The 21847-nt window shown below is 54.0% G+C and carries 24 protein-coding genes; 22 read left to right on the top strand and 2 right to left on the bottom strand.

Going from position 1 to position 21847, the window contains the following annotated elements; all coding sequences use genetic code 11:
* Positions 1–129: 129 nt before the first annotated feature.
* Both umuC and umuD read right to left on the bottom strand, forming a co-directional pair.
* Positions 130–1404 (bottom strand): translesion error-prone DNA polymerase V subunit UmuC, encoded by a 1275-nt coding sequence (umuC, locus tag NOM67_RS04655; protein WP_305121617.1) that lies wholly within the window; start codon positions 1402–1404, stop codon positions 130–132.
* Between the two features lie 3 nt (positions 1405–1407).
* Entirely contained in the window at positions 1408–1830 is a 423-nt protein-coding gene (gene umuD, locus NOM67_RS04650) for a translesion error-prone DNA polymerase V autoproteolytic subunit (protein WP_255934249.1), read from the bottom strand.
* A gap of 47 nt (positions 1831–1877) precedes the next feature.
* Here umuD and NOM67_RS04645 point away from each other — a divergent pair, with 47 nt between their 5' ends.
* The 22 genes from NOM67_RS04645 to NOM67_RS04540 all read left to right on the top strand — a co-directional run bounded on the left by NOM67_RS04645 (position 1878) and on the right by NOM67_RS04540 (position 21842).
* Positions 1878–2147, top strand: coding sequence for a DUF3283 family protein (locus NOM67_RS04645; protein WP_233716031.1), 270 nt, complete (start codon positions 1878–1880; stop codon positions 2145–2147).
* Positions 2148–2868: 721 nt separating this feature from the next.
* Positions 2869–3279, top strand: coding sequence for an H-NS family nucleoid-associated regulatory protein (locus NOM67_RS04640; protein WP_219265358.1), 411 nt, complete (start codon positions 2869–2871; stop codon positions 3277–3279).
* 189 nt (positions 3280–3468) lie between these two features.
* Entirely contained in the window at positions 3469–3978 is a 510-nt protein-coding gene (locus tag NOM67_RS04635) for a type VI secretion system PAAR protein (protein WP_219265359.1), read from the top strand.
* A 1-nt stretch (position 3979) separates the two neighbouring features.
* A complete protein-coding gene (locus NOM67_RS04630) occupies positions 3980–4918 on the top strand; it encodes a hypothetical protein (RefSeq protein WP_255934240.1) in 939 nt (312 codons plus the stop codon).
* A 74-nt stretch (positions 4919–4992) separates the two neighbouring features.
* On the top strand, positions 4993–5475 hold the full coding sequence (locus tag NOM67_RS04625; protein WP_255934238.1) for a hypothetical protein: 483 nt from the start codon (positions 4993–4995) through the stop codon (positions 5473–5475).
* A 332-nt stretch (positions 5476–5807) separates the two neighbouring features.
* Positions 5808–6302 (top strand): lysozyme, encoded by a 495-nt coding sequence (locus NOM67_RS04620; protein ID WP_255934237.1) that lies wholly within the window; start codon positions 5808–5810, stop codon positions 6300–6302.
* Positions 6299–6859: a DUF2514 family protein gene (locus tag NOM67_RS04615; protein WP_255934236.1), complete on the top strand. Its 561-nt coding sequence runs from the start codon at positions 6299–6301 to the stop codon at positions 6857–6859. Before NOM67_RS04620 ends, NOM67_RS04615 begins: the two co-directional genes overlap by 4 nt.
* A gap of 27 nt (positions 6860–6886) precedes the next feature.
* Positions 6887–7066, top strand: a complete 180-nt coding sequence (locus NOM67_RS04610) for a hypothetical protein (RefSeq protein ID WP_124241147.1) — start codon at positions 6887–6889, stop codon at positions 7064–7066.
* Positions 7067–7936, top strand: a complete 870-nt coding sequence (locus NOM67_RS04605; RefSeq protein WP_255934233.1) for a terminase — start codon at positions 7067–7069, stop codon at positions 7934–7936. It begins immediately after the preceding gene.
* A 42-nt stretch (positions 7937–7978) separates the two neighbouring features.
* Positions 7979–8617 (top strand): hypothetical protein, encoded by a 639-nt coding sequence (locus NOM67_RS04600; protein WP_255934231.1) that lies wholly within the window; start codon positions 7979–7981, stop codon positions 8615–8617.
* 45 nt (positions 8618–8662) lie between these two features.
* Positions 8663–10360, top strand: coding sequence for a terminase (locus tag NOM67_RS04595; RefSeq protein WP_255934230.1), 1698 nt, complete (start codon positions 8663–8665; stop codon positions 10358–10360).
* Complete coding sequence (locus NOM67_RS04590) at positions 10360–12486, top strand: portal protein (protein ID WP_255934227.1); 2127 nt, start codon at positions 10360–10362, stop codon at positions 12484–12486. Before NOM67_RS04595 ends, NOM67_RS04590 begins: the two co-directional genes overlap by 1 nt.
* A gap of 65 nt (positions 12487–12551) precedes the next feature.
* Positions 12552–13181, top strand: a complete 630-nt coding sequence (locus tag NOM67_RS04585) for a hypothetical protein (protein WP_255934224.1) — start codon at positions 12552–12554, stop codon at positions 13179–13181.
* A 274-nt stretch (positions 13182–13455) separates the two neighbouring features.
* A complete protein-coding gene (locus tag NOM67_RS04580; RefSeq protein ID WP_255934221.1) occupies positions 13456–14397 on the top strand; it encodes a hypothetical protein in 942 nt (313 codons plus the stop codon).
* 69 nt (positions 14398–14466) lie between these two features.
* Positions 14467–15684 (top strand): DUF4043 family protein, encoded by a 1218-nt coding sequence (locus tag NOM67_RS04575; RefSeq protein ID WP_139476915.1) that lies wholly within the window; start codon positions 14467–14469, stop codon positions 15682–15684.
* A gap of 62 nt (positions 15685–15746) precedes the next feature.
* On the top strand, positions 15747–16136 hold the full coding sequence (locus NOM67_RS04570; RefSeq protein ID WP_255934215.1) for a hypothetical protein: 390 nt from the start codon (positions 15747–15749) through the stop codon (positions 16134–16136).
* Between the two features lie 66 nt (positions 16137–16202).
* The gene (locus NOM67_RS04565) at positions 16203–16646 is read left to right on the top strand and encodes a hypothetical protein (RefSeq protein WP_255934212.1); all 444 of its coding nucleotides are present in this window, start codon (positions 16203–16205) and stop codon (positions 16644–16646) included.
* Positions 16646–17290, top strand: a complete 645-nt coding sequence (locus tag NOM67_RS04560; protein ID WP_255934209.1) for a hypothetical protein — start codon at positions 16646–16648, stop codon at positions 17288–17290. The genes NOM67_RS04565 and NOM67_RS04560 overlap by 1 nt, the downstream gene beginning before the upstream one ends.
* A 13-nt stretch (positions 17291–17303) precedes the next feature.
* Positions 17304–17966: a DUF6682 family protein gene (locus tag NOM67_RS04555; protein ID WP_255934207.1), complete on the top strand. Its 663-nt coding sequence runs from the start codon at positions 17304–17306 to the stop codon at positions 17964–17966.
* Positions 17967–17993: 27 nt separating this feature from the next.
* The gene (locus NOM67_RS04550; RefSeq protein ID WP_255934205.1) at positions 17994–19604 is read left to right on the top strand and encodes a hypothetical protein; all 1611 of its coding nucleotides are present in this window, start codon (positions 17994–17996) and stop codon (positions 19602–19604) included.
* Positions 19601–20836 carry a DUF3672 domain-containing protein gene (locus tag NOM67_RS04545; RefSeq protein WP_255934203.1) on the top strand — a complete coding sequence of 412 codons (1236 nt, stop codon included), beginning with the start codon at positions 19601–19603 and terminating at the stop codon, positions 20834–20836. Before NOM67_RS04550 ends, NOM67_RS04545 begins: the two co-directional genes overlap by 4 nt.
* Before the next feature lie 370 nt (positions 20837–21206).
* On the top strand, positions 21207–21842 hold the full coding sequence (locus tag NOM67_RS04540) for a hypothetical protein (protein WP_255934202.1): 636 nt from the start codon (positions 21207–21209) through the stop codon (positions 21840–21842).
* The last annotated feature ends 5 nt before the right edge of the window (positions 21843–21847 follow it).

Genomic DNA, 21847 nt, shown 5'->3' with positions numbered 1-21847 from the left:
TCTGTAAAATCGTCCCTGTCATGCATATGGTTTTGCACATTGTGCGGCACATTGTGCGCAGTGGAATCTTATGTTTAGAAGATTGGTTTATGCAAGTAGCATTTGGCGATTTCATAGCCAGGTCATGAGTTATGCTTTAACTGCGAGAAGTTCGCGGACGCTTGTTGTATAGCGGGGGCTAAGGTGTTCCCGCTTCATCATCCACTCTCGGTTATCTTTGCCTCGAGCACCGAAGAAGACTTTCCCCAAGCCTTCCTGATTGATCTTGTCGATAACCTGCATCAGTGCCCCGCTGCGAGGCTCTTGCTGCTCCATTGCAAACAGGTCACCCTGCTGGGTTCCTGAGGGAGTGAAGTCAGCCAGCATGACGCCGGCTTTCTGGTACCGGTAACCATCTCTCCAGACTTGTGAGAGGAGAGGGGGGATAAGAGCCAGCAGTGCTCGGGTATCATTGGTAGGGATGGCGACCCTGGTACTGATGTGCTTGCCGTAGTAGGGCTCATTCTCATTGAAGGGACTGGTGCGAACGAACAAGGTGACATGGCTGCAGCACATGCCCTCAGCCCGTAGCTTCTCCGCGGCTCTTTCCATGTAACCGGCGAGAGCCTGATGCATAGGGCCAATTGCTGTGATGCGTTCGCCGAAGCTCCTGCTGCAGATGATCTGCTGTTTGGCTTGGGCTACTTGCTCGAGGTCTGCACAGGGGATCCCCCGCAGCTCCTGTACTGTCCGCTCGACGACTACGCCATACCGGCTCCGTAGACTCTTGGGGTCGGCAGCAACGAGGTCTGCGACCGTCTTGATGCCTTGAGCCTCCAGCTTGGCTGTCAGCCGCCGGCCTATGCCCCAAACTTCCTCGACCGGGGTGATAGCCATCAACCTGGCCCGCCTTGCCTCATCACGTAGATCGACCACTCCACCGGTGGCTGGCCATTTCTTGGCGGCGTAGTTGGCCAGCTTAGCCAGGGTTTTAGTGGGGCCAATGCCAACACCAACGGTGAGCCCGGTCCATTGCTGCACACGTGCCCGCACTTGGCGACCATATTCCAGCAGGTCGCCAGCCCAGCTTTCGCTCAGTTCAATGAAGGCCTCATCAATGCTGTAGACCTCAACTGTCGGCGCCATCCCCTCCAACACGGTCATGACTCGGTTCGACATGTCGCCATAGAGGGCATAGTTGCTGGAGAACCAGACTCCACCCATCGCCTCAAAGAACTGGCGGATCTGGAAGTAGGGGACTCCCATCTTTATGCCAATGGCTTTGGCTTCTGGGCTGCGGGATACCACACAGCCGTCGTTGTTGGAGAGTACGACGATCGGCACCCCCTTGAGGTCGGGGCGAAATAGCCGCTCGCAGGAGGCGTAGAAGTTGTTCACATCGACCAGGGCAATCACGTGGGGCATGGCTTACCCCAGCTTGGTTTTGTGCAGGACGAAGGTAACGACCCCGAATATCTCGAGTTCTTGTCCCTCTTGCAGATAGATGGGAGCAAAGTCCGGGTTGGCAGGCATCAGCGCAGGATACGGACGCTCCTGCAGCCGCTTCACTGTGAACTCGCCATCAAGACAGGCCAGCACAATGGCGCCATGACGTGCTTTGAGTGCCCTATCGACGATCAGCAGATCACCATCATTGATTCCTGCCTGCACCATGCTGTGCCCGCTGGCTCGGACATAGAAGGTGGCTGCCGGATGCTCCACGCATAGTTGGTTCAGGTCGATCGTCTGTTCGATATAGTCCTGAGCAGGGGATGGAAAACCACAGGCCGCAGGGGACAGATATAAGGGGATCTCAAGTGTTGGCGAATCGAGTTCAGGTACTGCAAACATGGTTAGGACTCTATTGTGCTGTATATAAATACAGTATAGCTGCACCCATGATGAAGATCACCGTGGAGCAAATGACTCCGGATCAGGTAAGCTGTTGCCACATTCTGCGTTTGGAGCCATCAATGTCTTTCAATCTGTGTGTCTTGCCGAAAGATGAACAACTCAGAGTAGAGGTAGAAAAGGCTGCCGCCTATGCCGTGTGGAAGGAGAAGAACCCTGAAATCAAGACTCCTGCCGAGAGCGAGGCCGGGAATTACAAGGGGGAAATGCAAACCTACTTTTTGCAGCAGGTAGAGCGATACAGGAAGATGAGATGACACAAAACCAAACACTTCTACTACTACCCCGTTGGTTTATTAAGCGACAGCTTATTGTATCGAGCTGTATCTTTGTAATCCTTCCAGCCGTCCTAATTTTGTTTTCAACCAAACCAATACACATTGTGCCAAGCTTCCATTTCTTGGGCAAAGTGATGGTGATGTTTGGAGTGGCTCTGCTTTATCCATACAGCAGATATGCGGTTCAGCGGATCATTGATTACTGGTATGGGAGTGAGCGGGTAGTGTATGACGGCTCCCTAGAAGCAACCTTAGATCGCAAGTTCATGAAGATGATGGCGAGTTTGATTCTAATTTTTCTGCTAGGACCTTTGTGTCTCCTTGCATTACTAGTATCACATTGGAGAAAACGTATAGCCATAACACCATAGTTGGTCCACGACGGATACCTTGTTACTAGACGAGAAATTAACATCATAAATGCCAGCATGCTATACATGACTGGCATTCTTTCTACACAGCAGATAAGACTATCTACAATCAGTAACAGCAGGTGTTTGGATGGGGCCGCTTGAATGGTTAGCTGAAGTGGCGAGATATGACGCATCTGCATCCCATATTTAAATATATAAGCATCTTTCATTTTTTACCGTTGCGATTATCATAAGATAACTATTATGATTGCCGTCAATGAAGACTAATGACGCAACCAATCGCAAGTACAACTTAATTACAAGACGATCATCTTAAGAGAGAAAACATGAGCGATTTTATCAAGGTTTTTTTGAATCAACGTAGTCTGCGTGCTGCTTTGCGTGAACTGAGCTTTGAGCAATTGACCGAAGCAAAGGAAAAGCTGGATATGCTTTTCAAGGAGCGCGAGGAAGCTGAGCTCAAAGTCATGCAAGAGCAGGAAGAGCGCCAGGCTAAATTGGCCGAATTCCAAGCAATGCTGGAGCAAGCCGGTATTGACCCGAGCGAACTGCTGGGTGCTGGTGAAGGTAAAGGCGCCAAGGAGACCTCAGCTAAGCGCGTCCGGGCTCCTCGTCCTGCCAAGTACAAATACACCGAAGATGGTGTAGAGAAAACCTGGACTGGCCAAGGCCGTATGCCCAAGGCGATTGCCCATGCGGTAGAGAACGGTACCGCTCTTGAAAGCTTCCTGATCTAAGGCGCTAGGAAGTTGAAAAGCCAAGGAGTGATCCTTGGCTTTTTGTTTTGTGAAATGCGGTGAGTGGGCTGCTTAGATAGCTTCAAGCAACTGATATATCAGTTTATAGAGGAGCCATATGGACATAACGCTTCAAAAGCAAAGAATCATTCGATATGATGATTTCCATTTGGGGCAAAAGGATTTTACGTGTCTAAGAATGCAGCCAAGGTTGGTAATATCGGAACCGACCATGATGGTTTTCCGCCAACCAAAATTACAGCTGGCTCACCAGATGTTTTCATTGATGGGGTACCTGCAGCGAGAGTTGGTGATCCACTAGAGCCACATGACAAGCCTAATAACCCTCCACACCCACGCAAAATTGCGTCAGGATCAACAACGGTGCTAGTAAACGGCAAACCGTTAGCTATCACTGGTGGAGAAGTCGATTGTGGAGGGGTCATCATCGGGTCAGGTACAGTATTTGTCGGTGATATTGTGCCATCAGCTGGTGAACCATTAAAAATAGCTAGCTTGTTTGATGAGGGATTTGTCATACGAAATGAAGCTACAGGTGAGCCGCTGTCAAATGTGGAATACCGTATTATTCGTGCTAATGGAAATATCGAGTACGGTAAAACGGATGACACTGGTCACACCCATGTAGTGTCAGCTTTTGAAGAGGAAACTGTCTCGATCGAAGTGAAGGAGTCGTGACGTGGCAGAAAGTGAATGGAAAAAAGTAGGGGAGTCAAAGTTAAGCCCTACAGATAAAAAAGAACGTGCTGAAGTAAAAGTAAAAGCTGTTAAGAAAGAAAATATAGTAGTGATTGGGTCAGAAGAGCACTATAGCAGCTTTTTATTGAAGATGATGTTTATGGCCGGAGCAACACACAAGCTAAACTCAGGATTAAGAAAGGCAGATAACACAGTAATTGCGTATGTGAAGAGTGGGTATACTGACCTTGAGCTTGGGGTAATTGAATCATACAAAGCTAAGTATGGCTGTGAAATTAAGCGGATAAGTTCGCTAGGAGACTTTGTCGCTTTACTTAACCGAGATAGAGAAAATGTGAAAATACAGGATCTCTATTTGTACTGTCATGGCCTACCAAATAGAGTTTCTGTAAACTATGGCGCAAAGCCAGATATTGATATATCTGTGGGGAACTTGAGCAGTATCAAGCCCGATATTTTTGCAAAAGATGGTATCCTTCATAGTTTCGCTTGCCGAATGGGAGTTGATGCCCATCCATATACGCAGATTAATTCATATAAAAATGACTCAGAGGTAAATCCTGAGAGTAGTTTAGCCATGAAAATGGCTAAGTATTTCAATGTGACAGTGAAAGCATTTTTAACCAGGACGGATTATAGTAATGTAGTTAAGGATAATAGTGTAACGGCCCAGATAGAGGAAAATTTGGGCTCTCTTCGAAAGGGCGCAGATAAGGAAGTTTACACGTTATTGAATGGTGAATATGAAGCTCTGCATCATGTTGGGTTATCAACAGGGTGGAGGGGGCGCTTGTCAGGTGTAAGCGACTATGCGTTGTGGAGAAAGCAGGGAGGACGTCAACAGCCTGTTTCTGGGATATCACCTAGTGGGCTTAGCCATGGAGCCAAGCAGTTTAAGCCAGATGGGACGTGGTCATGAGAAAAAAGATATGGGGATCAATCCTATTCGTTGTATTGATTTTGTGCTCCGTGCTTTTGTTCAGGGGAAATGGGATGAGCGTATTTAATAAACAAGTGTGGTCTGCAAGTGATTTTGCAAGCCTCATGAAAGATGAGACCATGATCTCGGTATATAAGCCATTACCCAAAGAGGTTGTTGGTAAGGTTGGAGTTGAGATCGTCTTGCCAGACCCTAGCCTAAGAACGGCTACCGTACAGCTCTCATCTAATCGGCTATATGACAAAGCCCAAAGTAATATTTATGTGGGGCCATACAAACCAGTCATAGTTCTGGATGCAGACCAGGCCCTTTTGGGGAATGGTAGTGATAAGTATGATGGATATGACTCACTAGGGATCACATTCATTGATGAGGCCAATCGGGTAACATATACCTGTACTCAGGAGCGCCCATTCCACATGTGGCAGCTAAACAAAATTGTCACTATCAACTTTCTTTCTGAACGGAAGCCGGATAAAAATGGTGAGCCGTATTGCTATGACGCTTATATCCATCGGAGTCTTAGCTCAAGTTGATGGTTGAATACTCATCAACTCAGCGTTAGCATCTCCCAATGATGGCCAGAGTCTTACCGACCCTGGCCTTTTTGTTTCTAGCCCGCCCCGTGCGGGCTTTGTCGTTTCTGGGGGGGAGGGATGAGCAAAGAGGAAGGGGTGGCAACGGCCGCAGTGGTCTCAGGGGTTGCCGTAAAATCCGGCCCGCCTGTCATTGTCTCAACAATGACTCTGGCGGGCTATTCGCTCAATGACTGGGTGCTTGCGGCCACGCTAGTCTGGATTGTGGTCCAGATGGGGTGGTTTATTTGGAGCAACATCATCCGGCCTCGGCTTAACCGGGGAGGGGGAAAATGAGCAAGGTACGCGTCGCCGTTGCCGCACTGACGCTCTCCGCAGCCGGCTTTGTGGGGATCTTGAATCGAGAGAACATCAAGCTGGAAGCATACCCAGATCCGGTTCACGGCTGGCAGGTACCCACCATTGGGGCCGGTAGTACCGAGGGGGTGAAGCGAGGCGACAAGATCACTCCGCTCCAGGCCATCAACAGGAGCTTGCGTGAGGTCCGCGTGTTCGAGAACGCCCTCAAAGGCTGCATCAAGGTACCGCTCTACCAGTATGAGTACGACGCCTACGTCCAGCTGTCGCACAACATCGGCCAGGGGGCGTTCTGTCGCTCTACGATAGTGAAGCGCCTCAATGCTGGTGACTATGAAGGTGCTTGCGAGGCGATCCTGCTGTTTCGTCGTGCCGGCAGCCAGGACTGCTCTGTGCCTGGTAACCGGGTGTGTAGTGGCCTCTGGGCAGACCGGCTGCGCCTGAATGCGCAGTGCAAGGGTGGAACATGACCCCGAGTAGCTATGCCAAGGCCGCCCCTTATGTCGCTGGAGGCCTAGTCGTTGCAATCTTACTGGGCTCAGGCCTGGCCTTGTATCAGTACCGGTACAGCGAAGGGTATCGCGCTGGGGAGCAGGCTGAGCGACTTGAGTGGCAAGCGAAATGGGATCGACAGGCCGCAGAACTCGCTGCAGCCAGGGCCAGAAGCTTGGAATTGGCGCGTGAAGAAGAACAGCGCCGTCAGGGTGAAATTGAGAAGGTGAGACGAGATGCAGAACAAGACATCGCTCGGGCTGAAGATGATGCTGCTGCCGCTAATGCTGTCGCTGGTAGCTTGCGCGAACAAGCCCGCCGCTTGGCAAGCCGAGCCAGTCAGTGCGCCGGCAATCCCGGTACTGCCCAAGGAGGCCAGGCAGCAGGCCAGTCTGCCCTGGTGCTCGCCGACCTGCTCAGCCGGACTGATGCTCGAGCGGGAGAGTTGGCTGCAGCATATGACCGAGCTCGAGCTGCAGGACTAGCGTGCGAGCGGGCCTACGATGCTCTGTCTGCCACAAAGCCCCGCCGATAGGCGGGGTTTCTGTTTGTGGGGGAATGGATGAACTGGAATGAAGATCTGGAGCGTGTTGGGAAAATGACCGGCGTTGTACACGGTATCCTGTCCCACGATGGCGATACAGCACTGGTGCTCTTGAACACTGGCGTCGCTGTGGAGGTATCTGCGACTCATCTGCCAGTACCAGGAGACACTGTTGTTGAAGGTGAGTTGTCTGTATAAATGGCCCGAATCGACTGGCTTGCTATGCAAGAGGAGTTCACTGCTGAGCACGCAGCCTCTGGCATCAGTGTGAAAGAGTGGTGCGAGAAACGAGGCCTCAACTACCAATCTGCGCGGCGCCATATCAAGTTTCGAACTGCGCAAACTGCGCATTCAGATGTGCGCAATGCGCAAAGTGCGCAGTCCAAAGTGCGCACAATTGCGCACTCTGAGAAGAATGCGCAACCCAAGGGGAATGAAGGCAAGGCCAAGAGGGGAGAGGGAAGAGAGAGAAAGTCATCTTCATCCACGCAACGCCTGGCGGACAGAGGCCAAAACCCGAATACCAACGGTCGTGACTGTGGTGGCCGCTTCACGGATGGCAACTCTGGTAATCCTAATCCCCCCAATCAGTGGCGCCCCGGCGACAGGCCAGCACTGACCCACGGCGGTTACGCGCAGTTCCTCGATGCGCCCGAACTGTTCGACCAGGCCGAGGAGTTGAGACTGAGGGACGAGCTGATATTCACCCGGGCACGCGTTATCTCTGTCACCAAGACCTTGAAGGCACTGCAGCAAGATCTCGCTGCGGCAACCGAGATGGCCGACAGGCTCGCCCTCTATGAAAAGCTTCTGAAAGCTGAGCAGGCCCTCGACCGGAACATCCAGCGTATTGAGTCCATCGAGCGCACCCTGAGCACGATGCGGATTGATGAGGTAACTGGGCCAAAGATTAAGGCCGACACCAAGCGCATTGAGGCGGCTACCCGCAAGTTGACCGCTGAGGCTGATAGGTTGGAGAAGGATGGTGGCAGTGAGGCCACGCCAGTCAGCGAGATGGTATCTGAGCTACAGGGAATGGGGACTGGGGGGCTGATGAGTAACTCTTGAATCTGATAGAATTACCTACCGACATCAAGTAGGCAAACCACAATGTCTGATAACAAAGATTTAGAAAGACAATACCGTAAAAACTTGATGGTTGCTGCCAGCATAGTACTCATCTATTCAATAGCTGGCGGCCAGATGTCAAGTGACCTCAGTATGCTGGGGGCGAAGTTAAAATTTAGCCGGCCAGAGTGGTTAGAATATGCAATGTTATCAATAATGATATTTTTTTGGTGGAGACACTGGCAGATATCACATGATATTAGGGATAATATAACTCAAATTGTATTTGAAAAATGCCGATTATCATGCGCATCAATTAGATATGCGATAAATGATAAAGTAAAGAGTCCATTTTCGGTAATAAGTGTTTCTCTTGCGCGCAATCCTTCTGCGTATCTAATTAGTTTAAGCGAAAATAGTAGTGTTTATAGTGAGGTGCGACTGAACTCACTGCATCCAATCGTAATCGATTTTGGTAGTCTTAATACATACTTTAATTGTGACGAGCGCCAGTTATTTGAATACCCGTTGCGTGCAAAATTATACGTTTCACTTGACTATTTCAGGGCGTATGTTGTTTGTGCGATAAAATTCCCTGATTTTGGAGATGGGGTTTTGCCAAATTTAATTTCATTGGTTTCTTGCATTGCATATATAGCAAGCAAACTTGTTCAATCTTAAAGACTAACCCGCTTCGGCGGGTTTTTTATTGCCTGAGATCCACCAATGATCGAACCCGACATCTCCGCCATGACTGAGCAGGAGCAGATGGCCTACATCCGCTCGAAGCTCGGCGATAAGTGGTGGCGGATGAACAACCTTTACATGATCGAGAATGAGCAAGGCCAGCTGGTGCGCTTCCGGCTGCGCCCGGCGCAAGAGCTCTTGTTCAAGACAATGTGGTGGCTGAACATCATCCTCAAGGCGCGGCAGCTGGGGTTCTCCACGGCCATCGATATCTATCTGCTGGATGAGGCGCTGTTCAACAAGAACCTCAAGTGTGGGATCATCGCCCAGGACCTGGCTGCAGCAGGCGAGATTTACCGAACCAAGATTGAAGTCCCGTTCGATAACCTGCCCAGCTGGCTCAAAGCCCAGTTCCCGGTCGTGGCGCGGCGTGGCGGGGCAAACGGCGGTCACATCCTGTTCCGGCACGGCTCAAGCATTCAGGTGGCCACGTCCTTCCGCTCGGGCACTGTTCAGCGCCTGCATGTCTCTGAACACGGGAAGATCTGTGCCAAGTACCCCGAGAAAGCCAAAGAGGTTCGCACTGGTACCCTGCAGGCCATCCACCCGGGCGCCGTGGCATTCATCGAGTCAACGGCTGAAGGTGTGGGCGGCGATTTCCACGCCATGAGCATGAAGTCGCTGGAGCTCAGCAGAACCGGCGGCGAACTCAGCCAGCTCGACTGGAAATTTCACTTCTTCGCCTGGTGGCAAGACCCCAAGTATCGCGACGAAGTGCCGGCATCCGGTGTGGTGGCCAGCAAAGCCCAGCTGGAATACTTCGCCGCGGTAGAGAAGGCGATGGGCTGTACCATCAGTGATGAACAGCGCCAATGGTATGTGCTCAAAGAGGCGACCCTGGGCACTGAGATGAAGCAGGAGTTTCCCAGCACGCCGTTAGAAGCGTTTCTGACCTCTGGTCGCCGGGTGTTCGACCCGATAGTGACGATGGAGGCTGAAGGTGACTGTATTGCGCCACTCATCGTCTATGACATCGACCCAGTTACCGGCACACGCCACAAGGCCCGCAAGCCAGAGCGACTGGACGAGCAGGGTCAGCGGTCGCTTGAGAACATGTTGCTGGTGTGGGAGCTGCCCGATCCTGATGAGGATTACGCCATCGGCGGCGACGTGGCAGAGGGGCTTGAACACGGTGACCGGTCATCATTAGATGTGGTGGCTAGAAGCGATGGTCGTCAGGTAGCGCACTGGTATGGACACCTAGATCCCGGGCTCTTTGCGCAACTGCTGGCTCACGTAGGCAAGTTCTATGGCAGTGCAGAGCATGGCCCTGCTTACATCGGCCCAGAGCGCAACAACCATGGCCATGCCGTGGTGCTCAAGCTGCGAGAGCTGTACCCCATCCGCCGTATCTACACCCAAGAGCACATCGACCGTGATCGAGATGATGAGACACCCCGCTTGGGCTGGCTCACTACCCGGCAATCCAAGCCACTCCTGGTTGATGGCCTCAAGACCCTGCTGCGTGCCGGCCAATCGGGGATCCGCTGGATCGGCACCATTTCCGAAGCAACCACCTTTGTCTACGACAAGAACGGCTGCATGAACGCTCAGGAAGGTTGTTACGACGACCAGCTGATGAGCTACATGATTGCCCAAGAAATGCGGGCCAGAATGCCTGCTCGCATCGTCAAACCTGAATCCGCCCGTAAACCTAAGCATTGGATGGCCAACTGATGATCAATGCCCAGCCCAAGGCCCCTGAAAAAGGCGGCCTCGATACCGCACGCCTGCTCAAATTGATGAGCGACATCAACGGCCAGCCAGACTGGCGCTCGATGGCTAACCGCGCATGTGCCTACTACGACGGTGATCAGCTGCCTCCCGAGGTTAGCAAGGTGCTCAAAGAGCGTGGCCAACCCATCACCATGCACAACCTGATCGCCCCAACCATTGATGGGGTACTGGGCATGGAGGCCAAGAGCCGGACTGAGCTGATGGTGATCGCCGATGACCACGACGAAGAGATCGAGCTGTTGGCCGAAGCTGTGAACGCGGAATACGCCGATATGTGCCGGCTTGGCGGGTTAGACCGCGCCCGGGGAGGGGCCTACGCCGGCCAAATCAAAGCGGGATTGGAGTGGATTGAGGTCTGTCGCCGTGATGACCCGTTTGGTCCGCGCTACAAGTTCAGTAACGTCCACCGGGATGAGGTGTTCTGGGACTGGCATAGCCGCGAGCCTGACTTGAGCGATTGCCGATGGCTGATGCGCCGGCGCTGGTTTGATGTGGATGAGGCCAAGACCATGCTCCCGAGCAAAGCGGACATCTTGGAGCGCAGCATCAATGACTGGGCGGATATTGTGAACCTGACCTCCATTGAAGGGATGGATCCCAACTTGGTCAGTGCGTATGAGGAGTGGAGCCAGTTCAGCAGCAAAGAGGTGGAGTGGTGTAGTAGAGAACGGGACCGGGTGTTGCTGCAGGTGGTTTACTACCGGACTTACACCACGCGCCAAGTGCTGTTGCTCGATTCGGGTCGAGCACTGGAGTTCGACAAGGGCAACCAACTGCACCGCGCTGCTGTTGCGATGGGCAGAGCCAGGGTTGAACGCCGCCCGGTGGCCGTAATCCGAGAGTCCTGGTTTGTCGGCCCTCATCACCTGGTAGACCGTCCTTGCTCAGCTCCCCACAACATGTATCCCCTGGTCCCGTTCTGGGGATATCGAAAGGATCGCACCGGAGAGCCCTATGGCTTGATTGCCCGGGCCATGCCGGCACAGGACGAGGTTAACCTGCGCCGTATCAAGCTGACCTTCTTGCTGCAGGCCAAGCGCGTCATCATGGACAAGGACGCCACCAACATGAGCCGAGCCCAGGTGCTGGAAGAGGTTGAGCGCCCTGATGGCTACATTGAGCTCAACCCGGAGCGCCAGAACAAAACCAGCGTGAGTGATGCCTTCAAGGTTGAGCAGGACTTCAACGTGGCAGCCCAGCAGTTCGAGGTGATGCAGGATTCGGTCAAGCTCATCCAGGACACTATGGGCGTCTACGCAGCATTCCTGGGGCAGGGTACAACAGGCCAATCCGGTGTGGCGATAAGCAACCTGGTGGAACAGGGCGCCACGACGCTCTCTGAGATAAACGACAACTACCGGATGGGCTGCCAGCTCGTAGGCCAGCTGGCCCTGTCATACCTGCTGGAAGACATGGCCAACAAGCGCAACTACAAGGTGACTATCAACCGGGATGACCCACGCCGGCGTAAGGCGGTAGTGATCAACGTCGAGGCGGAGGATGGCCAACTGACCAACGATGTGACTCGGTTACGGGCGCATATCGCACTGGCGCCAATCCAGCAGACTGCTGCCTACAAGCAGCAACTGGCCGAGCGGATGACTCAGGCGATGGCCCAGCTGCCGCCAGAAGCGGCTGCTGCCTGCTTTGACTTGCTCGTGGAGCTGATGGATGTGCCGCGTAAAGCGGAGTTTGTAGAGCGGATCCGCAATGCGCTGGGCATCCAGAAAGATCCGGACGAAATGACCGATGAAGAACGCGCGGCGGCCGAACAACAGGCGGAGCAAACGCAGCTGCAGCAAGACCTGGCGATGCGTGAAATGCAGGCCAAGCTCGCAGAGCTGGAAGCCAAAGCAGCCAAGTGGCAAGAGGAGGCGAAGCGCATCAGCAAGTTGACCGACTCCATTCGGTTTGAGGATGCGCTCAAACAAGCACAGACCGGGAAGACCCTGCAGGAGATGGAGAGACTGGCAGCGGAGCAGGAGACACTTCAGAGCGAACAGGCGGTGCTGCAGGCTCAGCTACTGGAAACCATTCAGCAGCAGATTGATGGTATTGAACTTTGACAGGAGTCACGTTGAAAATAATTGCATGAACTATGTTCAAACGGCTGTTCAAACAAGGAGGTCGTATGAAACTGCTCATGTGCATATTAATTACCATCTTTGTATCGGGTTGTAGCACACACTCAATACAAAATAATAATGGTGCAAAGTTGGTTGTGTGGGATAGCAATCTTTCAGCAGGAGTTAGTCCGGCTCCTGGCCAAAAAATGTGTATGCAACTGGCCATCACATCTGAAGATAAGCAGACAAAAAATGATATCTCTGTAAACGACACGATTGTAAAAGCAATTGCAAATTTACCCTCGAATCCGTCTAGTTCGGACTTGGTGAAGGTGAAAAATGAGATAATTCAGGCGACTAGAGCTTTAAACGTGTCGACTGAGAAAACCTCATTCTTGATCGCAGGGGGATTCTATTTATGCCAACTGCAAATGAACGGAATGAAGGATGAGATTGTTGCTAACTTAGCTGATAAATGGTTGTTGTATGCTTCAAGTCTCGATGCTCAGACTACTACTAAACAAGAAACTGTGAAGAAGTCGGGTGGAACACCGGTAACAACAACAACGACAACAACTTTGTTGTCCGGCCCAACCAAAGGAGTGACGGTTGGAGATGGGAGCGTCGTTCCTCAAGAGCCAGTGATACCTCAGTCTCCGGTATTGCCAGTTCCACCGGTTGTACCTGGACAATAGTGGAAGTTGATTATTTGAACAGCCAGCGTTAGGATGTTCTCAACATGGCCCAGTCTATCAAGATTGGGCTTTTTCGTTTGTCACATGTGACAGTTGTGAGTAGAGACTAAATCCCAAATAATCTCACACGAGTCCTTACCTCACCGTAGTGATATGCTCTATTGCCCGCCTTGTGCGGGCTTTTTTGTATCCGGCCCTCGCCGGGGAGCGCTTTTGCGAGAGCGTTCCCCCGCTTGGGCAGCGATACCACCCGCGAAAACCTACGAGGACGACCATGAAAACGAGCATCGATAACCTGACCGGAACTGAGAGCCTGGATGAACTGGAAGCCATGTTGGCAGAAATCGAGCAAGCGCCCGATGTCGAGCTGAACAATGGCACTGCTACCGAGCAAACGGACGTAGAACCCGCGCCGTCGGCGGGTGAGGGGGCAGCCGGCACCGACCAGAGCACGGTAACCAGTACGGCACAGGAGGGCGATGACGCAGCCAACAAGCCTGAGAAGGTGATCTTGGCGAAAGGCGGTCAACACACCATCCCTTACGAGGTGCTTGAACATGCACGCCATGAGGCCAAGGAATTGCGGGAGCAGTTGGCCAGTGCGCAGCAGGTTCAGGCTGAAAGGGATAAGTTGCAGGCGTTGCTGGATAAACACGGGATCAATCCCGATGTCGATCCTGATGACATCAGCCCGGACGAGCTGGATCTGCTGGCGCAGGACTACCCGGAGATCGGTAAAGCCCTGACGGCAGTTGCCCGCAAGCTCCACAAGCTGGAGTCACAGGCAGCACTGCAACACGATCAACCCACGGCAAACCCCGTTCAGGCCGCGCTGCAGGCGGTCCCCGAGCTGGCCGAGTGGCGTGATCAAGACCAGGACCGCTTTGATTTCGCCCTGGCTATCGATGACAAGCTGCGGGTTGACCCGGCATGGAGCGATAAGTCCCTCGAGGCACGCTTTGCTGAGGTTGCACGACGCACCAAACTGGCCTTTGGCGATGAGGTCGCTCCTCCTCCTGCCAAGGCACCCAGTAAGGATGCAGACAAGCCTGCAGACTTTATCCCGTCCAGTCCGTCAGCTCTCGGCCAAACCCATCATGCTCCAGCTACTGGGATGGAGCGCTACGGCGCCATGTCCCAGGCAGAGCTTATCGGTGAGATGAGCTCCATGTCTGAGGCCCAGATGGAGGCTTTGCTGGAGCAGGCCGGGTTCTAAATCAACAATCCACGTTACAAGAAAGCCCCGACTACCACGTCGGGGCTTTTGTTTTTGTAGGAGAGGTTCATGACCCAAATTACCACGGCGCAAGCCAACAAGATTCTGCAGGCCGCCCTGTTTACTGCAGCCAACCGCTCCCATTCGCTGGTGAACATGCTGACCGAAGAGGCCCCCAAAGGGGTCAAGATCAACGGTGGCAAGCAGACCAGTGCAGGAGCCCCGGTAGTGCGTATCTCTGATCTCGGTAAAACAGCCGGTGACGAAGTAGATATGCAGCTGTTCCATCAGCTCTCTGGCCGCCCGACCATGGGTGACAAGAAGCTGGCTGGTCGTCTGGAAAGTCTCTCTTTCGCCGACTTCTCGCTGAAGATCAACCAGTCCCGCCATGGTGTGGATGCTGGTGGCAAGATGAGCCAGAAGCGCACCAAGCACGATCTCATCAAGACCGCCCGGGTGCTGCTGGCAGATGGCTACTATGGTCGCCTGGTTGACCAGCGCGGCTTTGTTCAGCTGGCTGGGGCACGTGGCGACTACGCGGCTACCGATATCATCTTGCCGCTGGAGGATGATGAGGAGTTCGCCGAGATCATGATCAACCCCATCACGGCACCGACCTACGAGCGTCACTTCTTCGGCGGTGATGCGACGACCTTCGAGTCCATCGATGCTGCAGACCGCTTCAACCTCGGTTGCGTAGACAACATGGCGTTGTTCCTGTCCGAGATGGCGAACCCCATCCAGCCGATCCGCATGGCCTCTGACCCCTCCGGTGGAGAGCCACTCTTCGTGCTCTACGTCACCCCGCGCCAGTGGCATGACTTCTACACCTCCAGCTCTGGCAAGGACTGGCAGGCCATGCAGGTCGCAGCCACCGAGCGAGCAAAGGGTTGGAACCATCCCATCTTCCGCGGCGAGGGCGCCATGTGGCGTGGCATCTTGGTCAAGGAGTACAAGGGGATGCCCATTCGTTTCAACCAGGACAGCGTTGTGAAGGTCTGTGACGCGAACTCTGCAACCGGGGCTGAAGTGGACAAGGTTGCCGGTACCACCATCGACCGCGCGGTCCTGTTGGGTGGGCAGGCGCTGGCCAACGCATTTGGTTCAGGCGAGCAGGGCGGTTCCTTTGGCATGCACGAAGAGAAAACCGACCACGGCAACAGCACCGAGATCTCCATCCACTGGGTATCCGGTCTGCAGAAGATCCGCTTCAAGCAGCGTAACGGCAACATCCAGGACCACGGTTGCATGGTACTCGATACCGCGGTGAGCCCGGTCGGCCGTTAAGTACCTGCAGGAAGGGGCCTCAAGGCCCCTTTTCTCTATCTGACTCGATAAGGAGCCATGTCATGGCCAAGACTACCCTGACCGCCAAAGTGTACCGCTGGTTTGTCGGTGCCTTCGGCAACCTCTCTATTTCCCCGACCCTGGTGGCCAAGTTGGCCGCCGTGCCGGCAGGCGATGTCGTTGCGTTCGGCGACAAGGTTGAGCCCAACCTGAAGGTCGTGGGGGTAACGTTGTTCACTACCGCGCTGGGGGCGAACACCACCATCACAGCCAAGATTGGAGATACCACCATCATCAAAGCAGAGGGGACCGCAGCTGAAGTCGCCAAGTATTACCCGGTGGATGACCTCATGACGCAGGAGGGGCAGGAGATCACCCTCACCATTGGCGGCGGCGCTGCAACGGGTACCGCCAAGCTCAAGCTGCACTATGAGGTGGTCGGCAACCTCTAAGGCTGCCAGCACCTCCGCGCCCGGCCCTGTGCCGGGCTTTTTCATTTCAGGATTGGAGTTATTGCCGTGAGCGACAAAATTGCTGTGGTGTACATCGGCGAAAAGCCGAGCAAGAAAGACACCGTGACCGGGAGCCGCCTTGTGTTTCCGCGCCATGTGTCTGTGGATATCGAGAGCCACATTGCCATGCAGCTGCTGGAGTTCCCCTCGGTCTGGATCCGGGCTGAGCATCTGGCTGACGAACTGGAACGTCAGGAGCAGGTCGCTTTAGCGGCAGCTGCCGAGCTGGAGCGCCAAGCAGAAGCTGCTGCGCGCCTTGCCGAAGAGCAGAGCATGGTAGTAGGCGGGCGAGACCTGTCCAAGTTGACCTCTACTCAGCTGGCGACGCTGGTGGTAGGGGAAGACCTGGACATTACCCCGCAAGGAGCACAGGAGAAGGTTGGGGATTACCGGCTGAGAGTGCGTGATGCCCTGAAAGCCAAGCAGGCCGCCGGTCAAGGTGGTGAGTAATGGTGCCGGTGCTGGATAGCCGTCTGGTTAGTCCGGACACCCTGATCCCGCTGGTTCGCCAGCGGGTTCTTCACCTGCCGCATACAGAAGGCGCAGACGCCCTGGTACATGGCTATCTCATAGAGGCTGCCATCATCTTCTGCAAAGAGAGCATGTTGGTACATCTGGAGTGCACGTTCGACCATGTCTTCGAGGGCCAAACCGTGAGCTTTGCGACGACCAGCAGTATCAATCGCCAGGCAAGACAGGAGGTGCGGGCGCCCCAGGTGACTGGGTCAGTGATCCATCGCATTACCGCTGAAGGCCATGAGTTGACGCCTGGTCAGCACTTCCATGTGCAGTCCACCGAGTCCATTCGCTTTATGGCGCCTCTTAACCAGGTTTGCATCATCGGAGCTATTGAGCCGTTGCCTACCGCAACGCTGATCCCCGCCGCCTTGGTTGAGAGTTACGCGCATGAGCTGGCTTGTGGGGCCGCTTCTCTCTTGCAGCAGTTGCAAGCCAAGCCGTGGACCAACCATGAACTGGCTCAAACCAACCGGCGCAAGTTCTATGACGGGATCCGCGCAGCCTATCGGTTTCGCATTGAGCACACCGAAAGTGCCAGGATCCAGACCCCCGTCCGAAAGCGACACTTCTTTTGATGCGAGGTGAGTCATGCTGGTCAGCGAATTATTGAATAGAGCATCGAGTGAGTTAACGGATACGCAGCGCATCGGGTGGGGGATAGAGGATTTGATCTCCTACTACAACAGCGCAATCTCAGCGATTGCCACTGCAAGACCGGACATCTTCATTAAGACGCAGTCCTTCTCCTGTGCCGCCGGCACCCGACAGACAGCGCCTGTGGGCACAATCAAGCTGATCGACATCGAGCGAAATACACGCACAGGCAAGTCTATCCGGTACGTGGCCCGTGCAGACCTGGAAAGTCTGATCCCTGGCTGGGCCAGTAGTTCTGGTGGTGAAGAGGCCGAGCTCTATATCCATGAGCCAACCAACATCACAGCATTCTGGCTTTACCCAGGGGTGAAAGAGGGGGTGAGTATCGAGCTGGTACTCAGCATTCTTCCTTCCCCCTTGACGAAAGCGATGGTTGAATCGGGCGCAACGGTTCAGGTTGATGATCGCTATATCACGCCCTGCTTGGATTGGATCATGTACCGGGCATTTATGCGTGACTCCGAAGTGACAGCTAATGCGTCCCGGGGGCAGCTGCATCTTCAATCTTTCACTCAGGCCTTGTCTGTTGGCACCGAGTCTGACGCCTCGATGCTGGCGATGCGAGACAATCAGGCCAGCACGAAAGGGCGGCGTTAATGCCCAAGGTCTACGGCACAATAAATTATGTTAACCATTGATATTGTGACCATGCGAGGGATGACCCCCAGCGTGGCAGATCATCTATTGCCTGATGAGGCAGCGACCCTGGCAGAGGATTGTCACTTTGATCATGGTGTCGTGGCCCCCATACATGCGGATATGCAAGTTTGCGAAATATTGCCTGCTAAGCCTCAAACGCTCTATCACTACTACGCCGATCATTGGTTTGCCTGGAATAAACAGATAGAGGTCATGCGCTCTCCCATCGCGCAAGATCATTACAACCGGGTTTACTTCACTGACGGTGAGTTTCCAAAAATCACTTATGACGCCATCGCGACTGGTGGAACCATTAAGCCCACTGCATGGTTCCGACTGGGCGTACCGGCTCCCGCCATCCCACCAAATATGCAGTCTATTACCCCGCCAGCGGGTGGAGTAGATGATGACCCTACGGATGATGAGACCCGCTTCTACGTAGAGACCTATGTCACGGGGCTTGGTGAAGAAGGATCTCCTGGTCCGGCAAGTGGAAAGGTCACGGTCACCATTCCGGGATCCACCGTCGTTGTGGGTTTGTCACCAGTGCCTACCAACAACAGCAATATCACTCGCCGCCGGCTCTACCGATCTGTTTCTGGGGGCGGTTTAGCGGACTATCTGCTGGTTGCGGAGCTTCCTATTGCGGCTATGACCTACAGCGACAGCAAGAAGAGCGGTGAGCTTGGGCCGGTTCTTGAGACCTACGGGTATGCCATGCCTCCCGAAAAGCTACGTGGGATCTGCCAGATGGCAAACGGCATCAGTGCTGGGTTTGTTGGCAATACCGTGCTCTTTACCGAGCCCTATCTGCCCTATGCATGGCCAGAGAAGTACAAGCTGACCACTGAGCACGACATTGTGGCTATTGCCGCTATCGACACTGCATTGGTGGTTGGCACCAAGGGATATCCTTACCTGTTCCAGGGGGCATCTCCATCCTCTATCACGGGGCAAAAACTCTCTTCGATACAGCAAGCCTGTATCAGCAGCCGCTCCATGGTGGCTCTTGATGGGCTGGTGCTCTATGCGTCGCCTGATGGGTTGGTTGGGGTCGGGGCCGACGGCGGTCATGTGGTGACGGAGGGCATTATCACCCGCTCGCAGTGGCAGAAACTGCAGCCCCATACACTTCGTGCCTGGTACAGCGAGGGTAAGTACGTTGCCCTGACCGATACTCATGGGTTTGTGTTCGACCCTAAATCAGGGGATTTACGCTGGCTCTCCGGGCGCTGGGATGCCGCTGTGCCTGACATGGAGTTGGATGCGCTCATGCTTGCCAAGGAAAACCACCTGTTCCAGTGGCGGGGTGGAACTGAGCCATTATCGATGCGATGGCGCTCTAAGGTGTTTGTTTTGCCGCCGGGAAAGCGCCTGGCGGCCGCACGCTTGATGGGAGAGAACCTTACCTTGGTAGGCTTTGCTCTTCTGGTGGATGGGAACAAGGTCTTTGAGCTGGCTCTTGGTCAGGTACCGGCAACTGCCTTTAGATTGCCACCACTACGAGGCCAACGTTGGCAGGTGGAGGTAACGGGAACTGCAGCGGTAGAGCGAATCCTTCTGGGGGGCAGCATTGCTGAGGTGGCTGCATCATGAGTAAGCCGACTTTTCGTGCCAGCAATACGCAGCAGGGCCTGACAGAGAACATGCAGATCCTGACCGGGCAGAAGGGGGATCGACTTGATAAGGCTCTGACATTGCGTGAAGCCGCATTGCTTGGATTGGTGAACTTGCGGCGCAATGGTTCTGGCCAGATTGTGCCAGGGATACCGCCAGGTAATTCTGGCGACCAAAACTGGTCTGGAGTACAGCAGCCAGTGGCACCTGCAGGAGTGACGGCCGATGGGGCATTCCACACCATCACTCTTACTTGGGATGCGCCGGCCTACAAAGGGCATTCCTACGCCGAGATACTGCGGTCTGAAGTGGATAACCCTGCCAGTGCAGTTGCCATTGGCACGACGTTGGCGAACGTCTACTCAGACCCGGTAGGAAAGGGGTTTGCAGCCTTCTACTGGGTCCGCTTCGTCAACAAGAATGGCATGGTGGGCCCACTCCATAGCACTTCAGGACTGTATGCCATTACCAGCCCCCGAATTGAAGAGCTCATTGCCTCGGCGACCCATTTCGCCATTTACAACCCAGCAAAGCCCACCGAAAAAGAGATCATCTTCGGAGTGACCGATGGGGGAAAAATTGCCATCCGTGAGGCTGTCATCAAGGCTGCAGCAATCCAAATCATCCATTCAGAGAAGATCTCGGCTGATTACATCAAAGCGGGAAGTAGCATTAGCTCGCCGCTGATCACTGGTGGCCAGATAGACATGGGCAACGCCTTCATGGCCGGTGGCGCCGCTGGATTTGGCAAAGGTGGACCATATGGTGGCTGGGGATGGGGATGGCACACCATCATCTACAGTGATGGCAGCTTGTATACCAACCGGCTACGAGCCGAAGGTGGCTATGTGAGAAACATGGTCATAGGTAACTGCACCATCGAACAAGACTGCGTTGTTAGAGGAACAGTTTACGCCGAGCGAATTATTGGCGATGTAGTTAGGCCATGGTTCGTGAATGCGAGACCCGCTAGTTCGCGAGTAGAGCGCCACGTATCATCGATGTCAATCGGTTACTATGGCAGGGCAAGGAATATCAGTTTTATCATGCTTGATTGGTCAGCGTTGAAGATCACTTCAGAAACCGGCGCGATCATCAAACACTACGGAGATTCAAGTCCGACAGTAATGATACCTGCGGGTGTTTCTACGTTGCATGCATACATGACATCTACTTTAGGGTATGGCGGGGTGCTACTTGTCTATATCTAGTCACAAAATGCGGATTGGCCGCATAGCGAAAGACGTAGCCAACCCATGCCTACCAGAAGAACTGCAAAGCGCCATCCGTAACCGGGTGGCGTTTTTGTTTGTGCGTGGCAGCGATGGTTTCGTGCTGAAGCCAGTCTCCGAGGCCGGGATCACGGGAGTCGTGGTGTGGGTCGGCTGGGGGACTAGAGGTGCTACGGAGCGCCATTTGCCAGAAGTGAAACACCTTGCCCGCATGATCGGGGCTCGGTGGCTTCGCTTCCACTCAGTGAGAAAAGGGTGGCTGAAAGTGGCGCCGAGCCAGGGATGGCAACGGCGACCCGACGACCCCGATGGGTTCTATGTGTTTCAAATTGACCTGTGAGGTGAAGCGATGGGAAAGGGCGGTGGCTCGAATGAAATCAAGGAAACTGAAGCGCAAAGAGCCGCTGCCGCGGTGGCTTTGGAGCAGTGGCAAATCTACAAGAACGATCTGCAGCAATACGAAGACCTCTTCATGGATAAGGTGGATGACCTAAACCGAGAGAAGGAGTACGACAACATTGCTGGCACATCAGCATTGGGGACCGCTCAAGGGTTCGGGGAGGCTCGTGATGAGCTTTCGAATGTTTTAGCTGCTCAAGGGGCAGACCCAACGAGCGGTAAGTATCAGGCTCAGATGGATGAGCTGGAGACGGAGCAGGCCCTGAGCCAGAGCGATACAAGTAACCGAGCGCAGTCTAGCCAGCAGGACAGGTATGTGGCGGGCCTCAAGGATGTGGTGAGCATTGGGGCTGGCCAAAAGGCTGAAGCGTTGGCGGGGATGGGGGATTTGGCGAACACCAGCCTTCGTAAGGCAGCCAATGATGCGCAGACCTCGTTTCAAAACAAGATGGCCACGGCCGGGCTTGTTGGAGCCGTGGCTGGAGCCGGCACGGCGTATGGGCTCAAGGAGTTCAGGGCCGGTTCTGCGCCTGCAAGTAAGAAGATCAGCCCGACCGCATCTGTGCTGCAAGGTAAAGGGTATTAGGGGGA

Source organism: Aeromonas sp. SG16 (assembly GCF_024436135.1).
Classification (GTDB): domain Bacteria; phylum Pseudomonadota; class Gammaproteobacteria; order Enterobacterales; family Aeromonadaceae; genus Aeromonas; species Aeromonas jandaei.
Note: the sequence above shows the minus strand (reverse complement) of the source record. Positions and strands in the feature narration are given on the sequence as shown.